Source organism: Actinosynnema sp. NPDC091369, from assembly GCF_044757065.1.
Lineage (GTDB): Bacteria > Actinomycetota > Actinomycetes > Mycobacteriales > Pseudonocardiaceae > Actinosynnema.
Genome location: NZ_JBIVUG010000009.1, coordinates 249,218 through 268,698, shown reverse-complemented (window position 1 = coordinate 268,698; position 19,481 = coordinate 249,218). Strand labels below are relative to the sequence as shown.

Below are 19,481 nucleotides of genomic sequence, written 5' to 3'. Positions count from 1 at the left end.
GAGACGTGGTCCAGCAGCTTCACGAGACCGGTGTCGCCGCCGAGCAGCTTCATCGCGTCGCCGTACGAGAAGCAGCGGCGCATCGGGACATCATCCACGGCCACGGACCGCGGCGAGGCGCAGTTATCGGGTCATCAGCTTGAGCCGCAGGGACAGGCCCGCGCGCACGGCCAGCATCACGGGCGCCCACAGCGGGCCGCGGTGGCGGTCGGAGAGGTAGCGGTAGGCGCTGGAGTGGTGGGCGGCGAGCATGCGCTTGGACGCGCGTTGGGTCGAGTGGCCGCCGATGTGCACGACCTCGGCCTCCGGCACGTAGACGTTCAGCCAGCCGGCGCGGCCCAGGCGGTCGCCCAGGTCGACGTCCTCGAAGTACATGAAGTAGCGGGGGTCGAAGCCGTCGACCGAGTCGAACGCCTCGCGGCGCATCAGCAGGCACGAGCCGGACAGCCAGCCGGCCGTGCGCTCCTCCGGGGCGGCCTCGGCCTGGCGGTACTCGCGCGACCACGGGTTCGACGGCCACACGACCGCGAACAGCGCGTGGCCCACACCGCGCCCCAACGACGGCAGCAGCCGGGCCGATGGGTACACCGCGCCGGACGGTTCGCGGATCAGCGGGCCGAACGCCCCGCCGCGCGGCCACCGCTTGGCGGCCTCCAGCAGCTTGTCCAGGCTGCCCACGCCCCACGACAGGTCCGGGTTGGCGACCACCACCCAGCCGACCGAGTCGGGCAGCGACGCGACGCCGCGGTTGGCGCCGGCGCCGTAGCCGAGGTTGCCGCCGGTCGGCAGGAACGTCACGTGCGGGTGCTCGGCGGCGGCGCGTTCGGGCACGCCGTCGGTGGACCCGTTGTCCGCCAGCACCACCGACACCGGCCGGGTGGTGGCGGCGGACAGCGTGGACAGGAAGGTGTCCAGGGTCTCGCCGGGCGAGTAGGTGACGGTCACCACCGCCAGCTCGTCTCCGTAACGCGTCACGCCGGCCACCCTAGTGGTGACGCGCCGGGCGCACGAAGGCGTGTCCCCCGCCGCCCGCCGTCCTCAGCGCCGCCGGTGCGAGCGCGCCGCGCGCTCGTAGGCCAACCGGTGCCGCGCCGCCGACGTCGACCAGGAGAAGTCCTTCGCCCGCACGACCGCTGCGGCGGCCAGCTCGGCCCGGCGGGCCGGGTCGTCCAGCAGCTCGGTCAGGGCCGCCGCGATGTCACCCGCGCCGACCCCGCAGTACGCCACCGCGTCGCCGCCGACCTCGGGCAGGCTCAACCGCCGGGTCGTGAGCACGGCCGCGCCGCACGCCATCGCCTCCAGCACCGGCAGCCCGAACCCCTCGCCGAGCGACGGGTACGCCACCACCTCCGCGCCGCCGAGGAACCCGGCCAGCGACGGGAACGGCAGGTAGCCGGCCCGGATCACGCGCACCCGGTGCGGCACGGCGTCCAGGGCGCGTTCGACCTGGCTGTCCCAGCCGGGCTGGCCGGCGAGCACGAGCGCGGGCGGGTTCGGCCGGTCGCGGCACGCCTGCGCGAACCCGCGGATCAGCGCCGGCACGTTCTTGCGCGGCTCCAACGCGCCCAGGAACGCCACGTAGGGCGCGTCCCCGAGCGACAGCATCCGCCGCACCTCGGCCACGTCCTCGGGCTTGGGCGGGTGGAACCGCTCGGTCTCCACGCCGTGCTGGGCGATGTGCAGCACCCGCCGGTCCGCGCCCGCGACCCGGGCCAGCTCGTCGGCGGTCGCCCGCGACGGCACCACGCACAGCTCGGCCCGCCGCAGCGAAGCCCTGGTCCAGGCGCGGAAGAAGCGGGCCTTCACCGACGAGTGCAGCACCGCGTCGGTGAAGAACGTCGCGTCGTGCAGCGTCACCACGGACGCGGCGCGGTTGGCCAGCGGCACGGTGTAGTGCGGCGAGTGGACGACCGCCACGCCGAGCCGGGTGGCCAGCCGTGGCAGGGTGGTCTGCTCCCAGGTCAACCGGGCGGTCCGGGTGGCCACCGCGTCCGTCGCCGGGATGACCCGCGAGCGGGGGGCCAGGGTCGTGTAGAGCGCGGCGTCCCGGGGTTGGCACACCACGCTGAGCCGTGCGCCGTCCGCGTCCAGCGCGGCCACCAGGGAGTCCACGTACCGCCCGACGCCACCTCGGTCGGTCGGGACGGCGGTGGTGTCGATCAGCACGCTGGGTTCGACGGGTGACACGCGCAGAAGGGTACGGCGGGCGGCCTGCGGGTAGACCGTGAATGGCGCAAACTGTGCCTCAACGAACCAGGCCCAGGTGGATGCCCCACACCGCCCGTGCGGCGTTTTCCCAGGTGAACGCCTCGGCCCTGAGCCGGCCCGCGGCGACGAGCCGATCAGCCAGTGACGAATCGGACAGCACCGACCGCAGCCCGGTGACCAGCGCCGCGCGATCACCGCGCGCCACGGCCACCCCCGCGCCGCCGGCCACCTCGACCAGGGCGGGCGCGTCGGAGTGCACGACCGGCACACCGGCCGCCATCGCCTCCACCACCGGCAGCCCGAACCCCTCGGCCAGGCTCGGCGCGGCCAGCACCGCCGCGCGCCGCAGCACGAACGCCAGCCGCGCGTCGCTCAGTCGTCCCATCAGGTGGACGTGCGGCGCGCGCAGGTCGACCCCGCCCCAGCCCTGCGGCCCGACCACGACCAGCGGCACGCCCAGCTCGGCCGTCGCAAACGCCAGCAGGTCGAAACCCTTGCGGGGCTCGATGGTGCCGATCGCGAGGACGTACCGGGGCGGCACGTCCACCGGCTCCTCCGGCGGGAACGCCGTCACCCCGTTTCCCACCACGTGGACGGGCGCGGGTCCGGGCGCGTACCGCCGCAGCTCCTCGGCGACGACGGACGTCGGCACCACGACCGCGCCCGCCCTCGCCGTCGCGCGGCTGATCACGCGCTGGTGCCACGCCACCCCGCGCGGCGTCAACGTCGACGGGTGCGTCCACGGCACGGTGTCGTGCACGGTCACGACCACCCGCCCGCGCGGCGGCGCGAACGGCGTGAACGCGTGCACCGAATCGCCGCCCGGCCAGTACGGCACGCCCCGCTCCCACGCCGCGATCAGCGCACGTCGGGGCAGGGGCAGCACGCGCGGTCCGCGCACGCCGGGTACCACGGCCGCCGACACGTCCGCGTGCCTGCTCACCGCCCCGGTCACGGTCCACCCGGCGGGCGCGGTGGCGGCCAGCGCGGCGGCCAGCTCGCGCGTGTACCGGCCGGTGCCGCCGGGCACCGGCGCCAGCAACTGCTCGGTCAGCACAACGAGGTCGGGCACGTCGCGTACCGTCTCACGCCGTGTCGATCCCCAGCACGACGGTGGTCGTGGTGACGTGGCGGGGCCGGGAGCACATCACCGCGTGCCTCGACGCCCTCGCCCGCCAGCGTCCACATCGGACACTCGTGGTCGACAACGCCTCCGACGACGGCACGGCCGCGCTGATCGCCGCGCACCCCAGCCGCCCCGAGGTGCTGCGCCTGCCGGTCAACCGCGGCTACGCGGGCGGTCTCGCGGCGGCCCTGCCGACGATCACCACCCGGTACGTGGCCTGGCTGAACGACGACGCGGTGCCCGACGACGGCTGGCTCGCCGCCCTCGAAGACGCCCTGGACGCCACGCCCGACGCCGCCGCCGCGTCCCCGTCGATGCTGCTGGCCGACGGCTCGACCCAGTCGGTGGGGGTCCGGTTGACCGCCGACGGGCACGGCGCCGACCTGGTCCTGGCCGGGCGCGAGGTGTTCGGCTTCTGCGGCGGCGCGGCGCTGCTGCGCCGGGACGCGCTGGAGCACGTGGGCGGCGTGCCGGCCGCGTTCTTCTGCTACTACGAGGACACCGACACGGCTTGGCGGCTGCGGCTGGCCGGCCACCGGGTGCTGTCCGTCGGACCGGCCCGCGTGCGCCACCGGCACGGCGCGAGCACCAACCCCGGCTCGCGCCCGTTCCACCGCTGGAACGAGCGCAACCGCCTGCTGACCCTGCTGCGCTGCGCGCCCCCGGGCACGGCCGTGCGCGAACTGGCCAGGTTCGCGGCGATCACCGCCCTGCTGCCGGTCCGGCGCGACGTCCCCGACGCGGCCAACTTCCACGTGCCGCTGCGCCTGCGGGTGCTGCTGGAGGTGCTGGTCAGGCTGCCCGCGACGGCGGTCCAGCGGTGGCGGATCGGCCGACGTGCGACAGTGGACCGCCGCGTGGTGTGGCGGGAGTGGGCGGGCCGTTAGGGGGAGTCCGGTGACCGAGTACGTCGAGGTGCGCACGGAGGACGGCGAGCTGGTGCCGTTCGAGCTGGACGAGGAGTACGACGGCCCGGTGCGGGCGCGCCGCTGGAACCCGGTGGATCGCGCCGAGGAGACCCTGGAGAACGGCATCGAGCGGGCCAAGAAGGTGGCCAGGTCGGTCGCCGCGAAGATCGGCAGCATGCCGTCGCCGCGGCCCGACAAGGTGGCCGTGGAGATCGGCCTGAAGGTCAGCTCCAGCGCCGCGCTGGCGATCGCGAAGTCCTCCGCCGAGGCCCACGTCAAGATCACCGTCGAGTGGCACCGCGACAGCCTGCCCCCGCAGGCCCCGGCCGAGGAGAACGAGTCGAAGCCCGCCGCGGAACCCGCCGACGGGCCCGACGCCGAGGCGTAGGGCACCTTGACCGCACGCTGCGGAGCGTGATGAGGCAGAGTTAGCCCGTGGAGCAAGGGACCCTGCCTGACGTCTCGGTGGTCGTGGTCAACTACCGCGGCGCCGACGACACCATCACCTGCCTGCGCGCGTTGTTCGACGACCTCGACTACCCGGCGGAGAAACTCCAGGTCATCGTGGTCGACAACGCCTCCGGCGACGGCAGCGCGGACCGCGTCCGGGCCGCCTCGCCGAACGCCGAGGTGGTCGAGTCGCCGGAGAACCTGGGCTTCGCCGGCGGGTGCAACCTCGGCGTGCGCTCGGCCCGCGGGTCGGTGGTCGCGTTCCTCAACAACGACGCCCGGCCCCACCCGGGGTGGCTGCGCGAGGCGGTGGCGGTGCTGCGCGCCGAGCCCGCCGTCGGCGCGGTGGCCAGCAAGGTCCTCGATTGGGACGGCCGCGACATCGACTTCGTGGACGCCGGCCTCACGTGGTTCGGCATGGGCTACAAGCGGCACGCCGGCCAACCCGACGACGGCTCCCACGACGTGCCGCGCGACGTGCTGTTCGGCACCGGCTCGGCGCTGGTGGTGCGGACCGGGGTGTTCCGCGAGCTGGGCGGGTTCGACGAGCGGTTCTTCATGTTCTACGAGGACGTCGACCTCGGCTGGCGGATGAACCTGCGCGGCTGGCGCGTCCGCTACGTGCCCACCTCCCTGACCTACCACAAGCACCACGCCTCGATGTCCAGTGTGGACAGCAGCCGTGAGCTGTACCTGTTGGAGCGCAACGCCCTCGCCGCGCTCTACAAGAACTTCTCCGACGAGACCCTGGCCAAGGCGCTGCCCGCCGCGCTGGCCCTGGTGGTCCGCCGGGCCACCGCGCGCGGCGAGATCGACGCCACCCAGCTGGAGATCACCCGCCGCCCCGACAACCCCGCCAACGACCGCGCGCCCGTGCCGGTGTCGCGGCAGGCGCTGGCCGGGTTCCTGGCGATCGACCAGTTCGTGGAGCTGCTGCCGTCGCTGGCCGAGTCGCGCAAGGCCGAGCAGGCCGCGCGCCGCGTGTCCGACGCCGACCTGGTGCCGCTGATGCGCAAGGCCATGGAGCCCGCCTACCCGCTGCCCCGCTACCTGGCCGCGCACGACGTGCTGGTCGAGGTGTTCGGGCTGGAGCAGGTCTTCGGCCGGCCGCGCCGCGTCCTGGTCATCACCGGCGACGCCATCACCGAGAAGATGGCGGGCCCCGCGATCCGGGCCTGGAACATGGCCGACGTGCTGTCCGGCGAGCACGAGGTCCGGCTGGTCACGATCAACCCGCTGTGCGCGCCGCCCGAGGCGTCGTTCCCGGTGCTGAAGGTGGCCCGCCGCGACCTGGGCGCGCAGGTCGAGTGGGCCGACGTGGTCGTGCTCCAGGGGCACGCGCTGGAGTTCGTGCCGGAGCTGAAGAAGCCGACCTCCACCAAGGTCGTCGTCTGCGACATCTACGACCCGATGCACCTGGAGCTGCTCGAACAGGGCAAGGACGCCACCGACGAGCAGCGCGAGCTGGACCTGGTCGGCGTCACCAAGGTGATCAACGACCAGTTGGCGCGCGGCGACTTCTTCCTGTGCGCGTCGGAGCGGCAGCGGCACTTCTGGCTCGGCCACCTCACCGCGCTGGGCCGGCTCACGCCTTCCCTGTACGACAACGACCCGACCGTGCGCTCGCTGCTGGCCGAGGCGCCGTTCGGGCTGCCGGGCAAGCCGCCGCAGCGCACCGGACCGGGGCTGCGCTCCACGTTGGGCATCGACGAGTCCGACAAGGTCGTGCTGTGGGCGGGCGGCGTCTACAGCTGGTTCGACCCGCTGACCCTGCTGCACGCGATGGACCGGCTGCGCACCCGCCGCCCGGACGCGCGGCTGGTGTTCCTGGGCATGAAGCACCCCAACCCCGAGGTGCCGGACATGGACATCGCCGGGCAGACCCGGGCGCTGGCCAAGCGGCTGGACCTCGTGGACTCGCACGTGTTCTTCAACGAGACCTGGGTGCCCTACCACGACCGGCAGAACTGGCTGCTCGACGCGAACGCGGGCGTCACCACGCACTACGAGCACGTGGAGACGACGTTCGCGTTCCGGACCCGGGTGCTGGACTACCTGTGGGCCGGGCTGCCGATCGTGACCACGGACGGCGACTCGTTCGCCGACCTGGTGCGGCGCGAGGGGCTCGGCGTGGTGGTGCCGTCGGAGGACCCGGACGCGCTGGCCGACGCGCTGGAGAAGGTCCTGTACGACACCGCTTTCGCGGCCGGGTGCGTGGAGCGGATCGCGGGCGTGCGGGAACGGTTCACCTGGGAGAACGTGCTCGCGCCGCTCACCGAGTTCTGCCGCAACCCGCGACCGGCCGCCGACCGGCTGCCCGGCTCGACGTTCATGGTGCGCAACCGGCCGCTCGGGCGGATGGAGAAGGTGCAGCGGGACGTCGCGCTGGTCAAGGAGTACATGACCGCCGGCGGCGCGGGCGAGGTGGCCCGCCGGGCGACCGGCCGCGTGCTGAAGAAGCTGCGCCGTGGCTAGGCCGCTGCGGGTGCTGATCGACGGCACCCCCCTGCTCGGGCAGCGGACCGGCATCGGCCGGTACACGGCGGCGCTGGCCGAGGAGCTGGCGTCGATGCTGGACGAGGTCGACGTGCGCGCGGTCGCGTTCACGCTGCGCGGGTGGCGGGCGCTGCGGACCGTGCTGCCGCACGACGTCGTGGCGCGCGGGCTGCCCGTGTCGGCGCGGCTGCTGCGGCAGTTCTGGCTGCGGATGCCGTTCCCGCCGGTGGAGTTCCTGGCCGGGCCGACCGACGTCATGCACGCGACGAACTTCGTCCTGCCGCCGGTGCTGCGGGCGGGTGGCGTGACCACCATCCACGACCTGGCGTTCCTCGACACGCCCGGCGACCTGCCCCCGTCCGACCGGCGGTTGCCGGAGCTGGTGCACAAGTCGGCCACGCGGGCCGACGTGGTGTGCACGCCGACCCGCGCGGTGGCCGAGGTCGTGATGGACCGGCTCGGCGTGCCCGAGTCGAAGATCGTGGTGACGCCGCTGGGCGTCGACCCGGCGTGGTTCGCCGCCCGGCCGCCGTCGCCCGCGCTGCGGTCCCGGCTGGGGCTGCCGTCGGAGTACCTGCTGTTCGTGGGCGCGGGCGGGCCGCGCAAGGGGCTGGGGACGCTGCTGACCGCCCACGCGGCGCGGCCGTCGTTGCCGCCACTGGTGCTGGCCGGGCCGCACGTGGCCGGCTCGGACGACCGGGTGCTGCGCACCGGGTACCTCAACGACGTGGACCTGAGGAGCGTCGTGGCGGGTGCGGCGGCGCTGGTGATGCCGTCGCGCGACGAGGGGTTCGGCCTGCCCGTGCTGGAGGCGTTGGCGTGCGACGTGCCGGTGGTGTGCACGGACGTGGCGGCGCTGCGCGAGGTCGCCGGCGGGCACGCGGCGCACGTGCCGGTCGGTGACGTGGAGGCGCTCGCGTCGGCCATGGTGGAGGCCGTGGAAGCACCGCCGACGCCCGCCGACCAGGCGGCACGGCGGACCCACGCGGCGGAGTTCACGTGGCGGCGCACGGCCGAGCAGACCGTGACGGCCTACCGGCGCGCCGCGGGGCGGTGACCGGAGCCGGGCGTCGCCGCGAGGCGGGTTGCGGGGGCCCACCGCGGGCCGGTGCCGTGGCCGTTGTCGCAGTCGAGGCCCGACGCGTCGAGGACCTTCGGCTCGCGCTTCACGACGTCCGGCAGGCGGCGAGCGGTATAGGCTGGAGTTCTGAGACTTGTGCGGCACCGCGCTCGGCCCGGCCTCGCCGGCCTCGCCGCGGAGGTGGGTCGAGGAGGAGCACAGCGAATGGGAGCGTCGGAGCCGACCTCCGGGACGTGGCGCGAGTCCAGCCACGACGATGCCGTCCCCCGCGCCACCCGGACGGCGTTCCTCGCGGGTCCGCGGCCGTGATCCAGCCCTTCCTGGCACTGGTCCTGGGATTCGGCGGCCTGGTCGTCGGCCTCGTCGGCTACCTCGGCCTCACCGAACGGTTGCCCCGCAACCGCTTCGCCGGCCTGCGCACCCCCGCGACCATGCGCAGCGAAGAGGCGTTCCGCGCCGCCAACAAGGCCGCGGGACCGCCGACGATCGTCGGCGGGGCCATCGGTGTGGTGGGAGCGGTCGTGGCGTGGTTCGTGCCGGACGACGGCACCCTGCTCGCCACGGTCCTGGTCACCTCGGTCGGCATGGTGCCGCCGATGGTCGTCGGCATGCTGCGCGGCATCGGCGCGGCGAAGCAGGAGAGCTGACTACGAGTGCCCGGGTTGCCGGTCGGACTGGGCGGGCTTGAGGACGCTCCACGAGATCTGCCGTGAACCGGTCACGGCACAGACGCGACGCAGGAACCGCTGACGCTCGCCTTCGTGGCGAGGCGCGGTCGCTTCAGGGGATCGCCCGATCGCGGACATGGCGGAAAGGTTCTCGCACTGCTTGAGCGCAAAACCAGTGCGACAAACCTACTCCACCCCAACGGCGCAACCGACCCCTCGGGTGGTCACTCAGCGCGTCCACTGCGATGATGCCGGCCATGAGCTTCACGGCTGTGTGGCCGATCAACGACGAGCAGGACGCCGACGCCGCCGACGAGATGACCGTCGGTGAGCCGGAGGACGTCGACACCCTCCTGACCCGCCTGGCCGAGCCCGGCGCGGGCCCGGCGGTGATCGAGCACCAGGACCGCGACATGATCACCGACACCGAGGGGCTGCTCGGCGCGCCCGGTGCCACCCGGATCCCCGACCACGACGTCGCCGCGGCCGTTCACCGGGGTTACGGCTACCTGACGTACGCCGACCCCGAGCACGACTACTCGACCTTGCAGGGCGACCCGGCGTCCCCCGAGTACCGGTCCGAGTACGTCGACTTCCCGGCCGGTGCCGGTGTGCCGCTGGACGTGCTGGCGACGGCGCTGAAGGAGTTCCTGACGACGGCGGACCGTCCGACGTCGGTCACCTGGCAGGCCGCCTAGGTCCGCGCGACGGCGTGGGACACCCAGACGTTGGGCTCGACGTAGACGGCCACGTCCTGTGACGTCGAGACCAGCACCGGGCTGAGCGCGCCGGGCACGACCACCGGGCCGTCGGAGTCGAACGGCAGCCCGGTCCACGCCCGCCACCGCTCCAGCGGGGCCTGCACGGTGGACGAGCACCGCGCGATGCCCTCCACCCGGCCACCGGCTCGGACGTGGGTGCGCAGCCAGCGGTCGGCGGGCAGGCCGTCGGGCCGGGTGCGCGCGGCGTAGGCGCCCATGGGGGTGCGGGGTTCCCCGGCCTTGTCCGGTGGGCGGAGTGGCACGAGCAGTTCGGTGAGGCCGGTGGCGGCCGTGCGCATCGCGGCCAGGACCGCGGTGGAGAGCCCTCGTCCGAGGTGGTCGGGGGCGACGGCGATCTCCAGGGCGCAGGCGGTGTCCGGTTCGACGCCGTCCATCAGGTCTTCGGCGGCCCACACCGCGACCTGGTCCCAGCCGCCGTCGGGCAGGCGGGGGCGGGAGTCGCGCTGCGCGCGGTAGGCGACCATGATCCCGCGGGCGACGGGCCGGCCGTCGTGCAGCACGGCGACGACGAGGTGGGGCCAGCGTTGCGCCACCCGACGGCCTCGGACGAGGAGCGAGGCCAGGTCGCCCTGCATGAACGCGGGCGAGCCCGGCGGGTAGGGGATGGCGTACACGGCCTCGGCGAGGTGGGGGTGGGAAGCGAGGGTGACGACGTCCACGGTGTCCTCCTGCACCGGTGGTCGGGCTCAGGGGACGGCGTTGGTGGCGACCGCGGTGGTCAGCGCGTCGCGCCAGTTGCGGAGCGGGGTCAGGCCGGCGGCGGCCCAGGTCTCGTTGGAGAGGACCGAGTAGGCCGGGCGGGGAGCCGGGCGGGGGAACTCGGCGGTGGTGCAGGGGCGGACGCGGGCGGGGTCCAGGCCCAGTTCGGTGAAGATGGCGCGGGCGAAGCCGCACCAGGTCGTCTCGCCGGCGCCGGTGGCGTGCAGGACGCGGGGCGGGGTGCCGCCCGCGGCGACGGTGGCGGCGAGCTCCACCAGGCCGTCGGCCAGGTCGAGGGACCAGGTCGGCGAGCCCACCTGGTCGTCCACAACGGACAGCGTGTCGTTCGTCTTCGCCAGGCGGGCCATGGTCTTGACGAAGTTGTTGCCGTGCTCGCCGTAGACCCAGGCGGTGCGGACGACCCAGGAACGGTCCCAAGTGGACAGGACCCGGTTCTCGCCGTCGAGCTTGGTGCGGCCGTAGACGGACTTCGGGCCGGTCTCGTCGGTCGGCTCGTAAGGGCGGGTGCCGTCGCCGGGGAACACGTAGTCCGTGGACACGTGGAGCAGGGGGACGTGGTGCTCGCGGCAGCTCGCGGCCAGGGTGGCCGGGCCGGTGGCGTTCACGGCGGCGGCGCGGTCGGCGTCGGTCTCGGCGGCGTCCACGGCGGTGTAGGCGGCGGCGTTGACGACGACCGGGCGGTAGCCGGCGTCACGGGCGGCGGAGGCGAAGACCGCGACGGCGTCCGCCACCGCCGGGGCGTCGGTCAGGTCCAGCTCGGCCGAGGACGGGGCGTGCACCAGGCCGTCTTCGGGGGCGGCGGCGACGAGGTCGCGGCCCAGCTGGCCGCGACCGCCGGGGACGAGCAGTGCGAGCGCCATCAGCCGGCCAGGGCCGCGCGCTGCTTGAGCGGCTCCCACCACGAGCGGTTGTCGCGGTACCACCGGACGGTGGCGGCGAGGCCCTCGGCGAAGTCGACGCGGGGGGCGTAGCCGAGCTCGGTGCTGATCTTGGTGATGTCCACCGAGTAGCGGCGGTCGTGGCCCTTGCGGTCGGTGACCGGCTCGACGAACGAGTCCCAGTCACGGCCCGTGGCCTCCAGCAGGCGCTCGGTGAGCTCGCGGTTGGTCAGCTCGGTGCCGCCGCCGATGTTGTAGATCTCACCGCCGCGGCCGCCCTCCAGGACGAGCTGGATGCCCCGGCAGTGGTCGTCCACGTGCAGCCAGTCGCGGACGTTGAGGCCGTCGCCGTACAGCGGCACCTTCTTGCCGTCGACCAGGTTGGTGACGAACAGCGGGATGACCTTCTCGGGGAACTGGTACGGGCCGTAGTTGTTCGAGCACCGGGTGATGCACACCGGCAGGCCGTGGGTGCGGAAGAACGAGCGCGCCAGCAGGTCCGACGACGCCTTGGACGCCGAGTAGGGCGAGTTGGGCTCCAGGACGTGGTCCTCGGTCCACGAGCCCTCGTCGATCGTGCCGTAGACCTCGTCGGTGGAGACGTGCACGAACTTGGCCACCCCGGCCTCCAGCGCGCCCTGGAGCAGCGTCTGGGTGCCCAGCACGTTGGTCAGCACGAAGTCGGCCGAGCCGGAGATCGAGCGGTCCACATGCGACTCGGCGGCGAAGTGCACGACCACGTCCGTGCGGCTCATCAGGTCGGCGACCAGCTCGCGGTCGCAGATGTCGCCGCGGACGAAGGTCAACCGCGGGTTGTCGGCGACCGGGGCCAGGTTCGCCTCGTTGCCGGCGTAGGTGAGCTTGTCCAGCACCACCACCTCGGCATCGGCGTAGGCCGGGTACGCGCCGCCCACCATTTCCCGCACGTAGTGGGAGCCGATGAACCCGGCCCCACCCGTTACCAGAACCCGCATGCTCAGTGCCCTCCCGAAGCCGGCTGCTCACCGCAGTCTGTCACGAGGCCCTTCTCTGCAACCCACCCGGTTGTTACAGCGTCTCCCGTATAAGAGGAATGTCCGGCGCGGTTCAGCACCGCGCCACTAATCTCGACCAGGCACGCCTGAGCGCACGGGGGAGGCAGGCAGTGGACTCCAGTCCGCCCGAAACAGCCGGCGGTTCGGCTGCTCTTCGTGTCCTCGCGCTCACGGGGCGTTCCGTCCTGGCCCTGGTGTCGGCGGCTGTGCTCGTCGTCACGTGGTACGGCTGGTACTACTTCAGCGACATCGACGAGAACATCACGACCACCGACGTCATCGCCTCCTCCGTCACCCAGGACGAGGACGGCGTGCCGCGCAAGCCGCTCGACGGCGCGGTCGACATCCTGCTGGTCGGCGTCGACAGCCGCACCGACGCGCAGGGCAACCCGCTGTCCGACGAGGTGTTGGCGCTGCTCAACGGCGGTGTGGCGGACGGCACGCAGAACACCGACACGATGATCCTGGTGCACGTACCCCAGGACGGCACCCGCGCGGTGGCCATCTCGTTCCCGCGCGACGCGTACGTGGAGATCGCCGACGGGTTCGGCACGCACAAGCTCAACTCGGCGCTGGCCAGGCAGAAGAACGACACGGCGCAGCGGCTGCGCGAGGAGGGCGTCACCAGCGAGGCGCGCATCGAGCGGGAGTCGACGCTGGCCGGCCGCAAGACGCTGATCAAGACGATCGAGGGGCTGACCGGCGGCTCGATCACCGTCGACCGGTACGCCGAGGTCAACCTGGCCAGCTTCTACGAGGTCACGAAGGCGCTCGGCGGCGTCGAGGTGTGCCTGAACGAGGCCACCAGCGACCGCGACTCGGGCGCGGACTTCCCGGCGGGCCGGCAGACGGTCGAGGGCGCCAAGGCGCTGTCGTTCGTGCGCCAGCGCGGCGGGCTGCCCGGCGGCGACCTGGACCGGATCGTGCGGCAGCAGGTGTTCATCGGCGCGCTGGCCCGCAAGGTGCTGTCCACCGGCACGCTGACCGACTTCGACAAGCTGGACCAGCTCGTGACGGCGGTGAAGAAGTCCGTCGTCCTCAGCGAGGGCTGGAACATCACCGAGTTCGCCACCCAGATGCAGGGCCTGGTGGGCGGCAACATCCAGTTCCGCACCATCCCGGTGGGCGACCCGATGGACACGTGGAGCGACGGCAACGTGCTGCCGGTCGACCCGGCGCAGGTGCGGCAGTTCATCAAGGGCCTGGCGACCGACAACAACCCGTCGAAGGCGCCCGCCACGACCACGACGCCGTCCGGTCCGCCGGCGTCCGCGATCACCGTGCACGTCCACAACGCCGCCGGGGTGAACCGGTTGGCGGCCAGCGTGCTGGACATGTTGGTGGAGAAGGGCTTCCGCCGCGGCCAAGCGGAGTCCGGGGCCTACGCCGACACGACCACCGTGCGGCACGCGCCGGGCGAGCGGGCGAGCGCCGACAAGGTGATCTCCGCCCTGGGCGGTAACGCCGAGGCCGTCGAGGACGACTCCGTGCCCAGAGGGCAGGTTCTGGTGTACGCCGGTGCCGACTACGCGCCGCCGGACCAGTCCGACCCGGCCTCCGTGGACGGCACCGTCACGAAGACCGCACCCACGACCAGCTCCACCCCACCGATCACCGCCGACGGTGTGGTCTGCGTCAACTGACACACCCACCTCCTGGTGAACCCGGACGTCCGACCGGCCGAAGGTGGTTAGCCTGATCGGACACCCATTCACAGGAGGACCCGGTGCAGGCTGCGGTGATCGCCGGACGCGTGCTCGTCGCGCTGCTGTCCGCGGCCGTGCTCGTGGCCGCCGGGTACGGCTGGACGACGTTGCAGCGCGTGCAGGAGAGCGTGAACACGACCGACGTGCTGACCGTGCTGTCGGACGTGCCCAACGCACCGCCCGCCAACGACGGCGCGACCGACATCCTGCTGGTCGGCAGCGACAGCCGCACCGACGCCCAGGGCGTGCAGCTGCCCGACCACGTGCTGCGGAAGCTGCGCACCGAGGCGACGGACACGCTCAACACGGACACGATCATCGTGATGCGGGTGCCGCACGACGGCAGCAAGGCGCACGCCGTGTCCATCCCCCGCGACACGTACGTGCCGATCCCGGACCTCGGCGAGCAGAAGATCAACTCGGCGTACGGGCTGACCAAGTTCTTCACCATGCAACGCCTGGCGGACGAGGGCGTGGCCGACCTGACCGAGCGCTCCAAGGCGGGCGACCAGGCTGGGCGGCGGGCGTTGGTGCAGGTGGTGCAGGAGCTGACCGGCGTGCGGGTCGACCACTACGCGGAGATCAACCTGTACGGGTTCTACCTGCTCACCGAGGTGATCGGGGGCGTGGACGTGTGCCTGAAGCAGGCCACGTCGGACCCGGACTCGGGCGCGAACTTCCGGGCGGGCGTGCAGACGATCTCGGGTGGTGACGCGCTGGCGTTCGTGCGGCAGCGCAAGGGCATCCCGAACGGCGACCTGGGCCGGATCACGCGGCAGCAGGTGTTCATGTCGGCGGCGATGTCGAAGCTGCTGTCGGCGGGCACGCTCGCCGACCCGGCGCGGCTGTCCGGGCTGCTGGACGCGGTGAGCAAGTCGATCGTGGTGGACCAGGACCTGGACCTGGCGACGTTCGCGGGGCAGGCGCGGGGGTTGGCCGGGGGGAACATCGAGTTCGCGACCATCCCGGTGACCGGGGTCGGGGCGCGCAACGAGCGCGGCCAGAGCATCGTGACGGTGGACCCGGCGCAGGTGAAGGCGTTCGTGGCCGAGCTGCTGGGTGAGAAGACCCCGGCCCCGACCACCGCTCCGTCGTCCACCGCGGCGTCCACCACGGCGTCGTCCACCCAGCGCTTCGCGGCGGACCGCCTGGTGGGCATGGACGGCGCGCGTCGCCGTGCCGCGCAGGCCGGTCCGCCCTGCGTCGACTAGCGCGGCCGTTTCGCCCACCCGTGAGTCGAACGCTCAGGTCGCGAGAGTCGAACGCTCAGGTACCCCGAATTCAACGCTCAGGACGGCCGGCGCGTGCTCTGAGTGTTGAACTCGGATGGTCTGAACGTAGGACTCACGGGACCTGAGCGTTCGACTCACGGGACCTGAGCGTTCGACTCTCGGGACCTGGGGGTTCGACTCACGCGTGGGTGGGTGGGCGGTGAGGCGGCGGGGCGTGGCAAGGTTGGACCATGACCGTCACGGATGCCCTGTTCGCGCCCCTGTTCGCGGCGAACCCCGGCCGTCCCCTGATCACGCACTACGACGACGCGGCGGGCACGCGGGTCGAGCTGTCCCGCGCCACGATCCGGAACTGGGCGGCCAAGACGGCGAACTGGCTGCGTGACGAGCACGACGTCGAGCCCGGTGACCCAGTGGCCGTGCTGCTGCCCGCGCACTGGCAGACCGCCGGCGTGCTGCTGGGCGCGTGGTGGTGCGGCGCGACCGTGACGGACGACCCGAACGGCGCGAAGGTCGCGGTCGTGGCGCCCGGCGGCGAAGCGCCCGGAGCCCTGGTGACGGCCGTGGCGTCGTTGCACCCCATGGGGTTGGGCAGCGGCGCACCCGTGGACTACAACGACGACGTGCGCGTGTTCGGCGACGACTTCGCGCCCTGGGAGCCGGTACCCGGCGACACCCCGGCCCTGCTGCGCTCCACTGTGGACGAAGTGGTGGAGGAGGCGCACCAGCGGGCCGCGACGCTGGGCATCACCACGACGTCCCGCGTGCTGTCCACTGTGGAGTGGGGCCTGCCGGACGGTTTGCTGAACGGTTTCCTGGCCGTGCTGGCGGGCGGCGGTTCGCTGGTGCAGTGCAGCAACGCCGCACCGGACCTGCTGGCCGCGCGCCGCGCCAGTGAGCAGACGACGCTGGACCTCGTCGGCTGACGTCAGGCGGGCTGCTCCGCCTTCCGCCCCTTCGCCCACCGCGCCGCGGACAACGACCCGCCGTTGAACCCGAGCGCGAGCGCGGCCACGCCGAGCACGAGGACCAGCTCGTAGCCGCCCTGGCCGAGCAACCCGTTCGGCAGGTGCACGAGGATCAGCGCGCCGAGCATCTCCACCGCCAGCAGCACGCCGACCACCGGCATCGCCACGCCCAGGATCAGCAGCGCGCCGCCCGCGAGCTCGACGATCGCGGCGAACCAGGCGGACAGCGTCGGCAGCGGCACGCCCATGCCCGCGAACGCGGCGGCGGTGCCGTCGAGCCCCCACTCGGTGACCTTCTGCCAGCCGTGGGCCAGGAACACGACCCCCACGCCGATCCGGCCGATGAGCGCTGCCACGTCCTTGAGCATTGCGTTTCCCTTCGTGTCGACGGTCGAACGCACCCGACGTTATATGAACTTTCAACCAGTTCCGGGCGGGGCGAGCGGTGTTGACAGCGACTCGACAGCGGCGTAGAAAACCAATCAGTTAGATAACCAAGAGGTTAGGTACAGATGGCCGACGATCCCCTGAGCGTCACCTTCGCGGCCCTCGCCGACCCGACGCGGCGGGCGATCCTGGCGCGGCTGGCCGACGGCGCGGCGACCGTGAAGGAGCTGTCCGAGCCGTTCGCGATGAGCGGCCCGGCGGTCTCCAAGCACCTGCGCGTGCTCGAACGGGCGGGGCTCATCACGCGCGGCCGGGACGCGCAGTGGCGGCCGTGCACGCTCGACGCGACGCCGTTGCGCGAGGTCACCGAGTGGGCCGACGGGTTCCGCCGGTTCTGGGACGACAGCTACCGCCGCCTGGACACCTACCTCGAACGGATGAAGGAGCAGGAAGATGACCACTGACACCACCACGTCGTGGAGCACACCGTCCGCTGTGGAGGTAGCCGTCACCAGGACGTTCGACGCGCCGCAAAAGCTGGTGTTCGAGGCGTTCACCAAGCCGGAGCACGTCGTGCACTGGATGCTCGGGCCCGAGGGCTGGACGATGCCCGTGTGCGAGATCGACCTGCGGCCCGGCGGTCGGTGGCACATGGTGTGGCGGCGGGCCGACGGCAGCGAGATGGCGATGACCGGCGAGTACCAGGAGGTCACGCCGTGGTCGAGGACCGTGCAGACCGAGCAGTGGGGTCCGGAGTGGCCGGCGACGGTGAACACCACCGAGTTCATCGCGGACGGTGACCGCACGACGGTCGTGCAGACGATGAGGTACCCATCGCAGGCCGACCGGGACCGCGCCCTGGGCACCGGGATGAAGGACGGGGCGGACAGCAGCTACGAGCGGTTGGCCGCGTACCTGGCGTCCGTCTGACGCTTCGCGTCCGTTCGGCGGGAACGTAAGCCGATCGGGTTTGGCGTTCACGCGATGGGGCTACTGAGCAGATGACCTTCGTCGCGGGGATCGTGAACCGGATCGGTGGACATGCTGAGTTCGTACCTGGAGCCCGTTCGGACGGGCTTCGCGGCGTTCGTGGGCGTCGGCGCGCTGGTCCTGCTGCCGTTGATCGCGTTGCACTACTACCGGTTCGGTCGGGTGGAGCCGCGGCGGGCGCTGGTGCTGTACGGGCTGCTGGCGTACGGGCTGGTGGCGATGGCGCTGATCTTCCTGCCGTTCCCGTCCTCGTTGGAGTGCACCGGCGAGGACATGCTGTCCACCACGCCGTTCCGGTGGGTGACGGACATGCGCAACAACCTGGCGGCCACCGGGCGCTCGGGGATCGAGGCCGTCGTCACGTCCACCGTGTTCCTCCAGCAGGCGTTGAACGTCGCGCTGTTCGTGCCGCTGGGCGTGGTGCTGCGCAAGTCCTACGGCCGCGGTCCGCTCACGGTGATCGCCATCGGCCTGGGCATCTCGCTGGCGGTCGAGGTCGTGCAGTACTCGGGCAACCTGGGCGCGTTCCCCTGCCCGTACCGCATCGCCGACGTGGACGACCTGATCTCCAACACCGCCGGTTCGCTGCTCGGTTGGATGATCGCACCGGCGGCGCTCGTCGTGCCCGCCGTGCCCCACCCCGACGTCTCCGCCGCGCCACCGGACACGGTGAGCGTGCCGCGGCGACTGCTGGGCCTGGCCGTCGACGTGATCATCCTGATCGTGCTGACGCACCTGGTGTTCCGGGACGACCTGTGGTGGCTGCTCGCCCTGACGATCGCGGTCCGCGTCGTGCTGCCGTCGCTGACCGGCCGGACCCCGGGCGGGTGGCTGCTGCGCTACCAACGGCGACGCGCGGACGGCCACCGCGCCAACCCGCTGCGGATCGCCCTTCGGGAACTCCTGGGCGTGACGGGCCTGATCACCTACACGGCGCTGGCGCCGTCGAGCTGGTGGTTCGCCCTGGACCTGACCGTGCTGGCGGTGTTCGTCCTGGGCGCGTTCGTGCTCCCCGTCTTCCGCCGCGACCAGCGGGGCCTGCCGGACCTGGCCGCCGGAACCCGTGCCGTCCCGACGGCCGACCACTCCCGCGCGGCCCCGCTGTCGCCCGTCCCGTGACGGGGTTCGGGTCAGAAGCAGATACCGGTGTAGGCGAGCGCCGAGGCGAGGATGTAACCGTCGCCGAAGTGGGTGTTGTTCTGGTCGTAGAGGTTGCCGTAGTACCAAGTGCCCGACGGGTTGGGCACGTTGAACTTGTCGCCGGCGAACGCGTACGCCTTGACCGAACCCCCGGGCGAGTACCGGAGGGTCGCGTTGCTGGTCAGCACGTACTGCCGGGTGCACTGGACGCCGACGTCACCGGCCGCCGCCTCGACCGGTGCGGCAACCGCGACACCGCCGGACACCGTAAGGCCGACACCCATCGCGAGCGCCACGACAGCGGTCCTGGTCCTGTTCATGAGCCCTGCTTCCTCTTCGCCGTCATCCGCGGTGCGAACGGGACGCAACGGTAGGGGCGGAAAACACAGGACACACTCGACCATCAGAGTAACGCGCCGCTACTAGCCGTGATAACGCGCGAAAAGGCGTGCGGATACCCGTACGTCGAGACATCGCCCTCAAGCGCCCGGACGAGATGCCGGATGTCGACCTGCGGGTGCTCACCAGTGTCTGATCATGAATCTGGCGCCTGAGACAGCGGGCGTGATGACATGATCTTGGTCGCACCAGTGAAACGTTCCACTTCGACGGTGTGGCGACCGCCGCCACCGGTACACGCCACCAACCGGAGCGCCCCATCACGATGGACGAGGCCATGATCAAGGCGCCCTCGTGCGATGCTGTGC

20 protein-coding genes are annotated in these 19,481 nt (G+C 72.4%); 12 read left to right on the top strand and 8 right to left on the bottom strand.

Annotated features, from left to right (window positions below; genetic code table 11):
• Positions 1–123 precede the first annotated feature (123 nt).
• The 3 genes from ACIQMJ_RS30060 to ACIQMJ_RS30050 form a co-directional block, all read right to left on the bottom strand.
• Positions 124–975, bottom strand: a complete 852-nt coding sequence (locus ACIQMJ_RS30060; RefSeq protein ID WP_499764351.1) for a glycosyltransferase family 2 protein — start codon at positions 973–975, stop codon at positions 124–126.
• 63 nt (positions 976–1,038) lie between these two features.
• Positions 1,039–2,166 (bottom strand): glycosyltransferase family 4 protein, encoded by a 1,128-nt coding sequence (locus tag ACIQMJ_RS30055; protein WP_499764383.1) that lies wholly within the window; start codon positions 2,164–2,166, stop codon positions 1,039–1,041.
• 79 nt (positions 2,167–2,245) lie between these two features.
• Positions 2,246–3,280, bottom strand: coding sequence for a glycosyltransferase family 4 protein (locus ACIQMJ_RS30050; RefSeq protein ID WP_499764350.1), 1,035 nt, complete (start codon positions 3,278–3,280; stop codon positions 2,246–2,248).
• A gap of 26 nt (positions 3,281–3,306) precedes the next feature.
• Here ACIQMJ_RS30050 and ACIQMJ_RS30045 point away from each other — a divergent pair, with 26 nt between their 5' ends.
• The 6 genes from ACIQMJ_RS30045 (at position 3,307) to ACIQMJ_RS30020 (ending at position 9,635) form a co-directional block, all read left to right on the top strand.
• A complete protein-coding gene (locus ACIQMJ_RS30045; RefSeq protein WP_499764382.1) occupies positions 3,307–4,221 on the top strand; it encodes a glycosyltransferase family 2 protein in 915 nt (304 codons plus the stop codon).
• A gap of 10 nt (positions 4,222–4,231) precedes the next feature.
• The gene (locus ACIQMJ_RS30040; RefSeq protein WP_499764349.1) at positions 4,232–4,630 is read left to right on the top strand and encodes a CU044_2847 family protein; all 399 of its coding nucleotides are present in this window, start codon (positions 4,232–4,234) and stop codon (positions 4,628–4,630) included.
• Positions 4,631–4,677: 47 nt separating this feature from the next.
• Positions 4,678–7,167, top strand: coding sequence for a glycosyltransferase (locus ACIQMJ_RS30035; protein ID WP_499764348.1), 2,490 nt, complete (start codon positions 4,678–4,680; stop codon positions 7,165–7,167).
• Entirely contained in the window at positions 7,160–8,245 is a 1,086-nt protein-coding gene (locus ACIQMJ_RS30030) for a glycosyltransferase family 4 protein (RefSeq protein ID WP_499764347.1), read from the top strand. The genes ACIQMJ_RS30035 and ACIQMJ_RS30030 overlap by 8 nt, the downstream gene beginning before the upstream one ends.
• A 329-nt stretch (positions 8,246–8,574) precedes the next feature.
• Entirely contained in the window at positions 8,575–8,916 is a 342-nt protein-coding gene (locus tag ACIQMJ_RS30025; protein ID WP_499764346.1) for an SdpI family protein, read from the top strand.
• Between the two features lie 278 nt (positions 8,917–9,194).
• Positions 9,195–9,635: an Imm1 family immunity protein gene (locus ACIQMJ_RS30020; protein WP_499764345.1), complete on the top strand. Its 441-nt coding sequence runs from the start codon at positions 9,195–9,197 to the stop codon at positions 9,633–9,635.
• Here the strand turns inward: ACIQMJ_RS30020 and ACIQMJ_RS30015 are convergent.
• The 3 genes from ACIQMJ_RS30015 to rfbB are packed head-to-tail and all read right to left on the bottom strand — an operon-like array spanning position 9,632 to position 12,291.
• Positions 9,632–10,378, bottom strand: coding sequence for a hypothetical protein (locus ACIQMJ_RS30015; protein WP_499764344.1), 747 nt, complete (start codon positions 10,376–10,378; stop codon positions 9,632–9,634). The genes ACIQMJ_RS30020 and ACIQMJ_RS30015 overlap by 4 nt on opposite strands.
• Positions 10,379–10,405: 27 nt before the next feature.
• Positions 10,406–11,299 (bottom strand): dTDP-4-dehydrorhamnose reductase, encoded by an 894-nt coding sequence (gene rfbD / locus ACIQMJ_RS30010; protein WP_499764343.1) that lies wholly within the window; start codon positions 11,297–11,299, stop codon positions 10,406–10,408.
• Positions 11,299–12,291 (bottom strand): dTDP-glucose 4,6-dehydratase, encoded by a 993-nt coding sequence (gene rfbB / locus ACIQMJ_RS30005; RefSeq protein WP_499764342.1) that lies wholly within the window; start codon positions 12,289–12,291, stop codon positions 11,299–11,301. The genes rfbD and rfbB overlap by 1 nt, the downstream gene beginning before the upstream one ends.
• Before the next feature lie 254 nt (positions 12,292–12,545).
• On the opposite strand from rfbB, the gene ACIQMJ_RS30000 reads away from it, so the two are divergent.
• The 3 genes from ACIQMJ_RS30000 (at position 12,546) to ACIQMJ_RS29990 (ending at position 16,215) form a co-directional block, all read left to right on the top strand.
• Positions 12,546–13,994, top strand: a complete 1,449-nt coding sequence (locus ACIQMJ_RS30000; RefSeq protein ID WP_499764341.1) for an LCP family protein — start codon at positions 12,546–12,548, stop codon at positions 13,992–13,994.
• An 83-nt stretch (positions 13,995–14,077) separates the two neighbouring features.
• Positions 14,078–15,268, top strand: coding sequence for an LCP family protein (locus tag ACIQMJ_RS29995; RefSeq protein ID WP_499764340.1), 1,191 nt, complete (start codon positions 14,078–14,080; stop codon positions 15,266–15,268).
• A 251-nt stretch (positions 15,269–15,519) separates the two neighbouring features.
• Positions 15,520–16,215 carry a TIGR03089 family protein gene (locus ACIQMJ_RS29990; protein WP_499764339.1) on the top strand — a complete coding sequence of 232 codons (696 nt, stop codon included), beginning with the start codon at positions 15,520–15,522 and terminating at the stop codon, positions 16,213–16,215.
• A 2-nt stretch (positions 16,216–16,217) separates the two neighbouring features.
• Here the strand turns inward: ACIQMJ_RS29990 and ACIQMJ_RS29985 are convergent, their stop codons facing one another.
• Positions 16,218–16,625, bottom strand: coding sequence for a DoxX family protein (locus ACIQMJ_RS29985; RefSeq protein WP_499764338.1), 408 nt, complete (start codon positions 16,623–16,625; stop codon positions 16,218–16,220).
• A 144-nt stretch (positions 16,626–16,769) separates the two neighbouring features.
• On the opposite strand from ACIQMJ_RS29985, the gene ACIQMJ_RS29980 reads away from it, so the two are divergent.
• The 3 genes from ACIQMJ_RS29980 (at position 16,770) to ACIQMJ_RS29970 (ending at position 18,753) form a co-directional block, all read left to right on the top strand.
• Positions 16,770–17,108, top strand: a complete 339-nt coding sequence (locus ACIQMJ_RS29980) for an ArsR/SmtB family transcription factor (RefSeq protein WP_499764337.1) — start codon at positions 16,770–16,772, stop codon at positions 17,106–17,108.
• Complete coding sequence (locus ACIQMJ_RS29975) at positions 17,098–17,574, top strand: SRPBCC family protein (protein WP_499764336.1); 477 nt, start codon at positions 17,098–17,100, stop codon at positions 17,572–17,574. The genes ACIQMJ_RS29980 and ACIQMJ_RS29975 overlap by 11 nt, the downstream gene beginning before the upstream one ends.
• Before the next feature lie 111 nt (positions 17,575–17,685).
• On the top strand, positions 17,686–18,753 hold the full coding sequence (locus ACIQMJ_RS29970) for a VanZ family protein (protein WP_499764335.1): 1,068 nt from the start codon (positions 17,686–17,688) through the stop codon (positions 18,751–18,753).
• 11 nt (positions 18,754–18,764) lie between these two features.
• Here ACIQMJ_RS29970 and ACIQMJ_RS29965 read toward each other — a convergent pair whose 3' ends face one another.
• On the bottom strand, positions 18,765–19,094 hold the full coding sequence (locus ACIQMJ_RS29965; protein WP_499764334.1) for a hypothetical protein: 330 nt from the start codon (positions 19,092–19,094) through the stop codon (positions 18,765–18,767).
• Positions 19,095–19,481 lie beyond the last annotated feature (387 nt).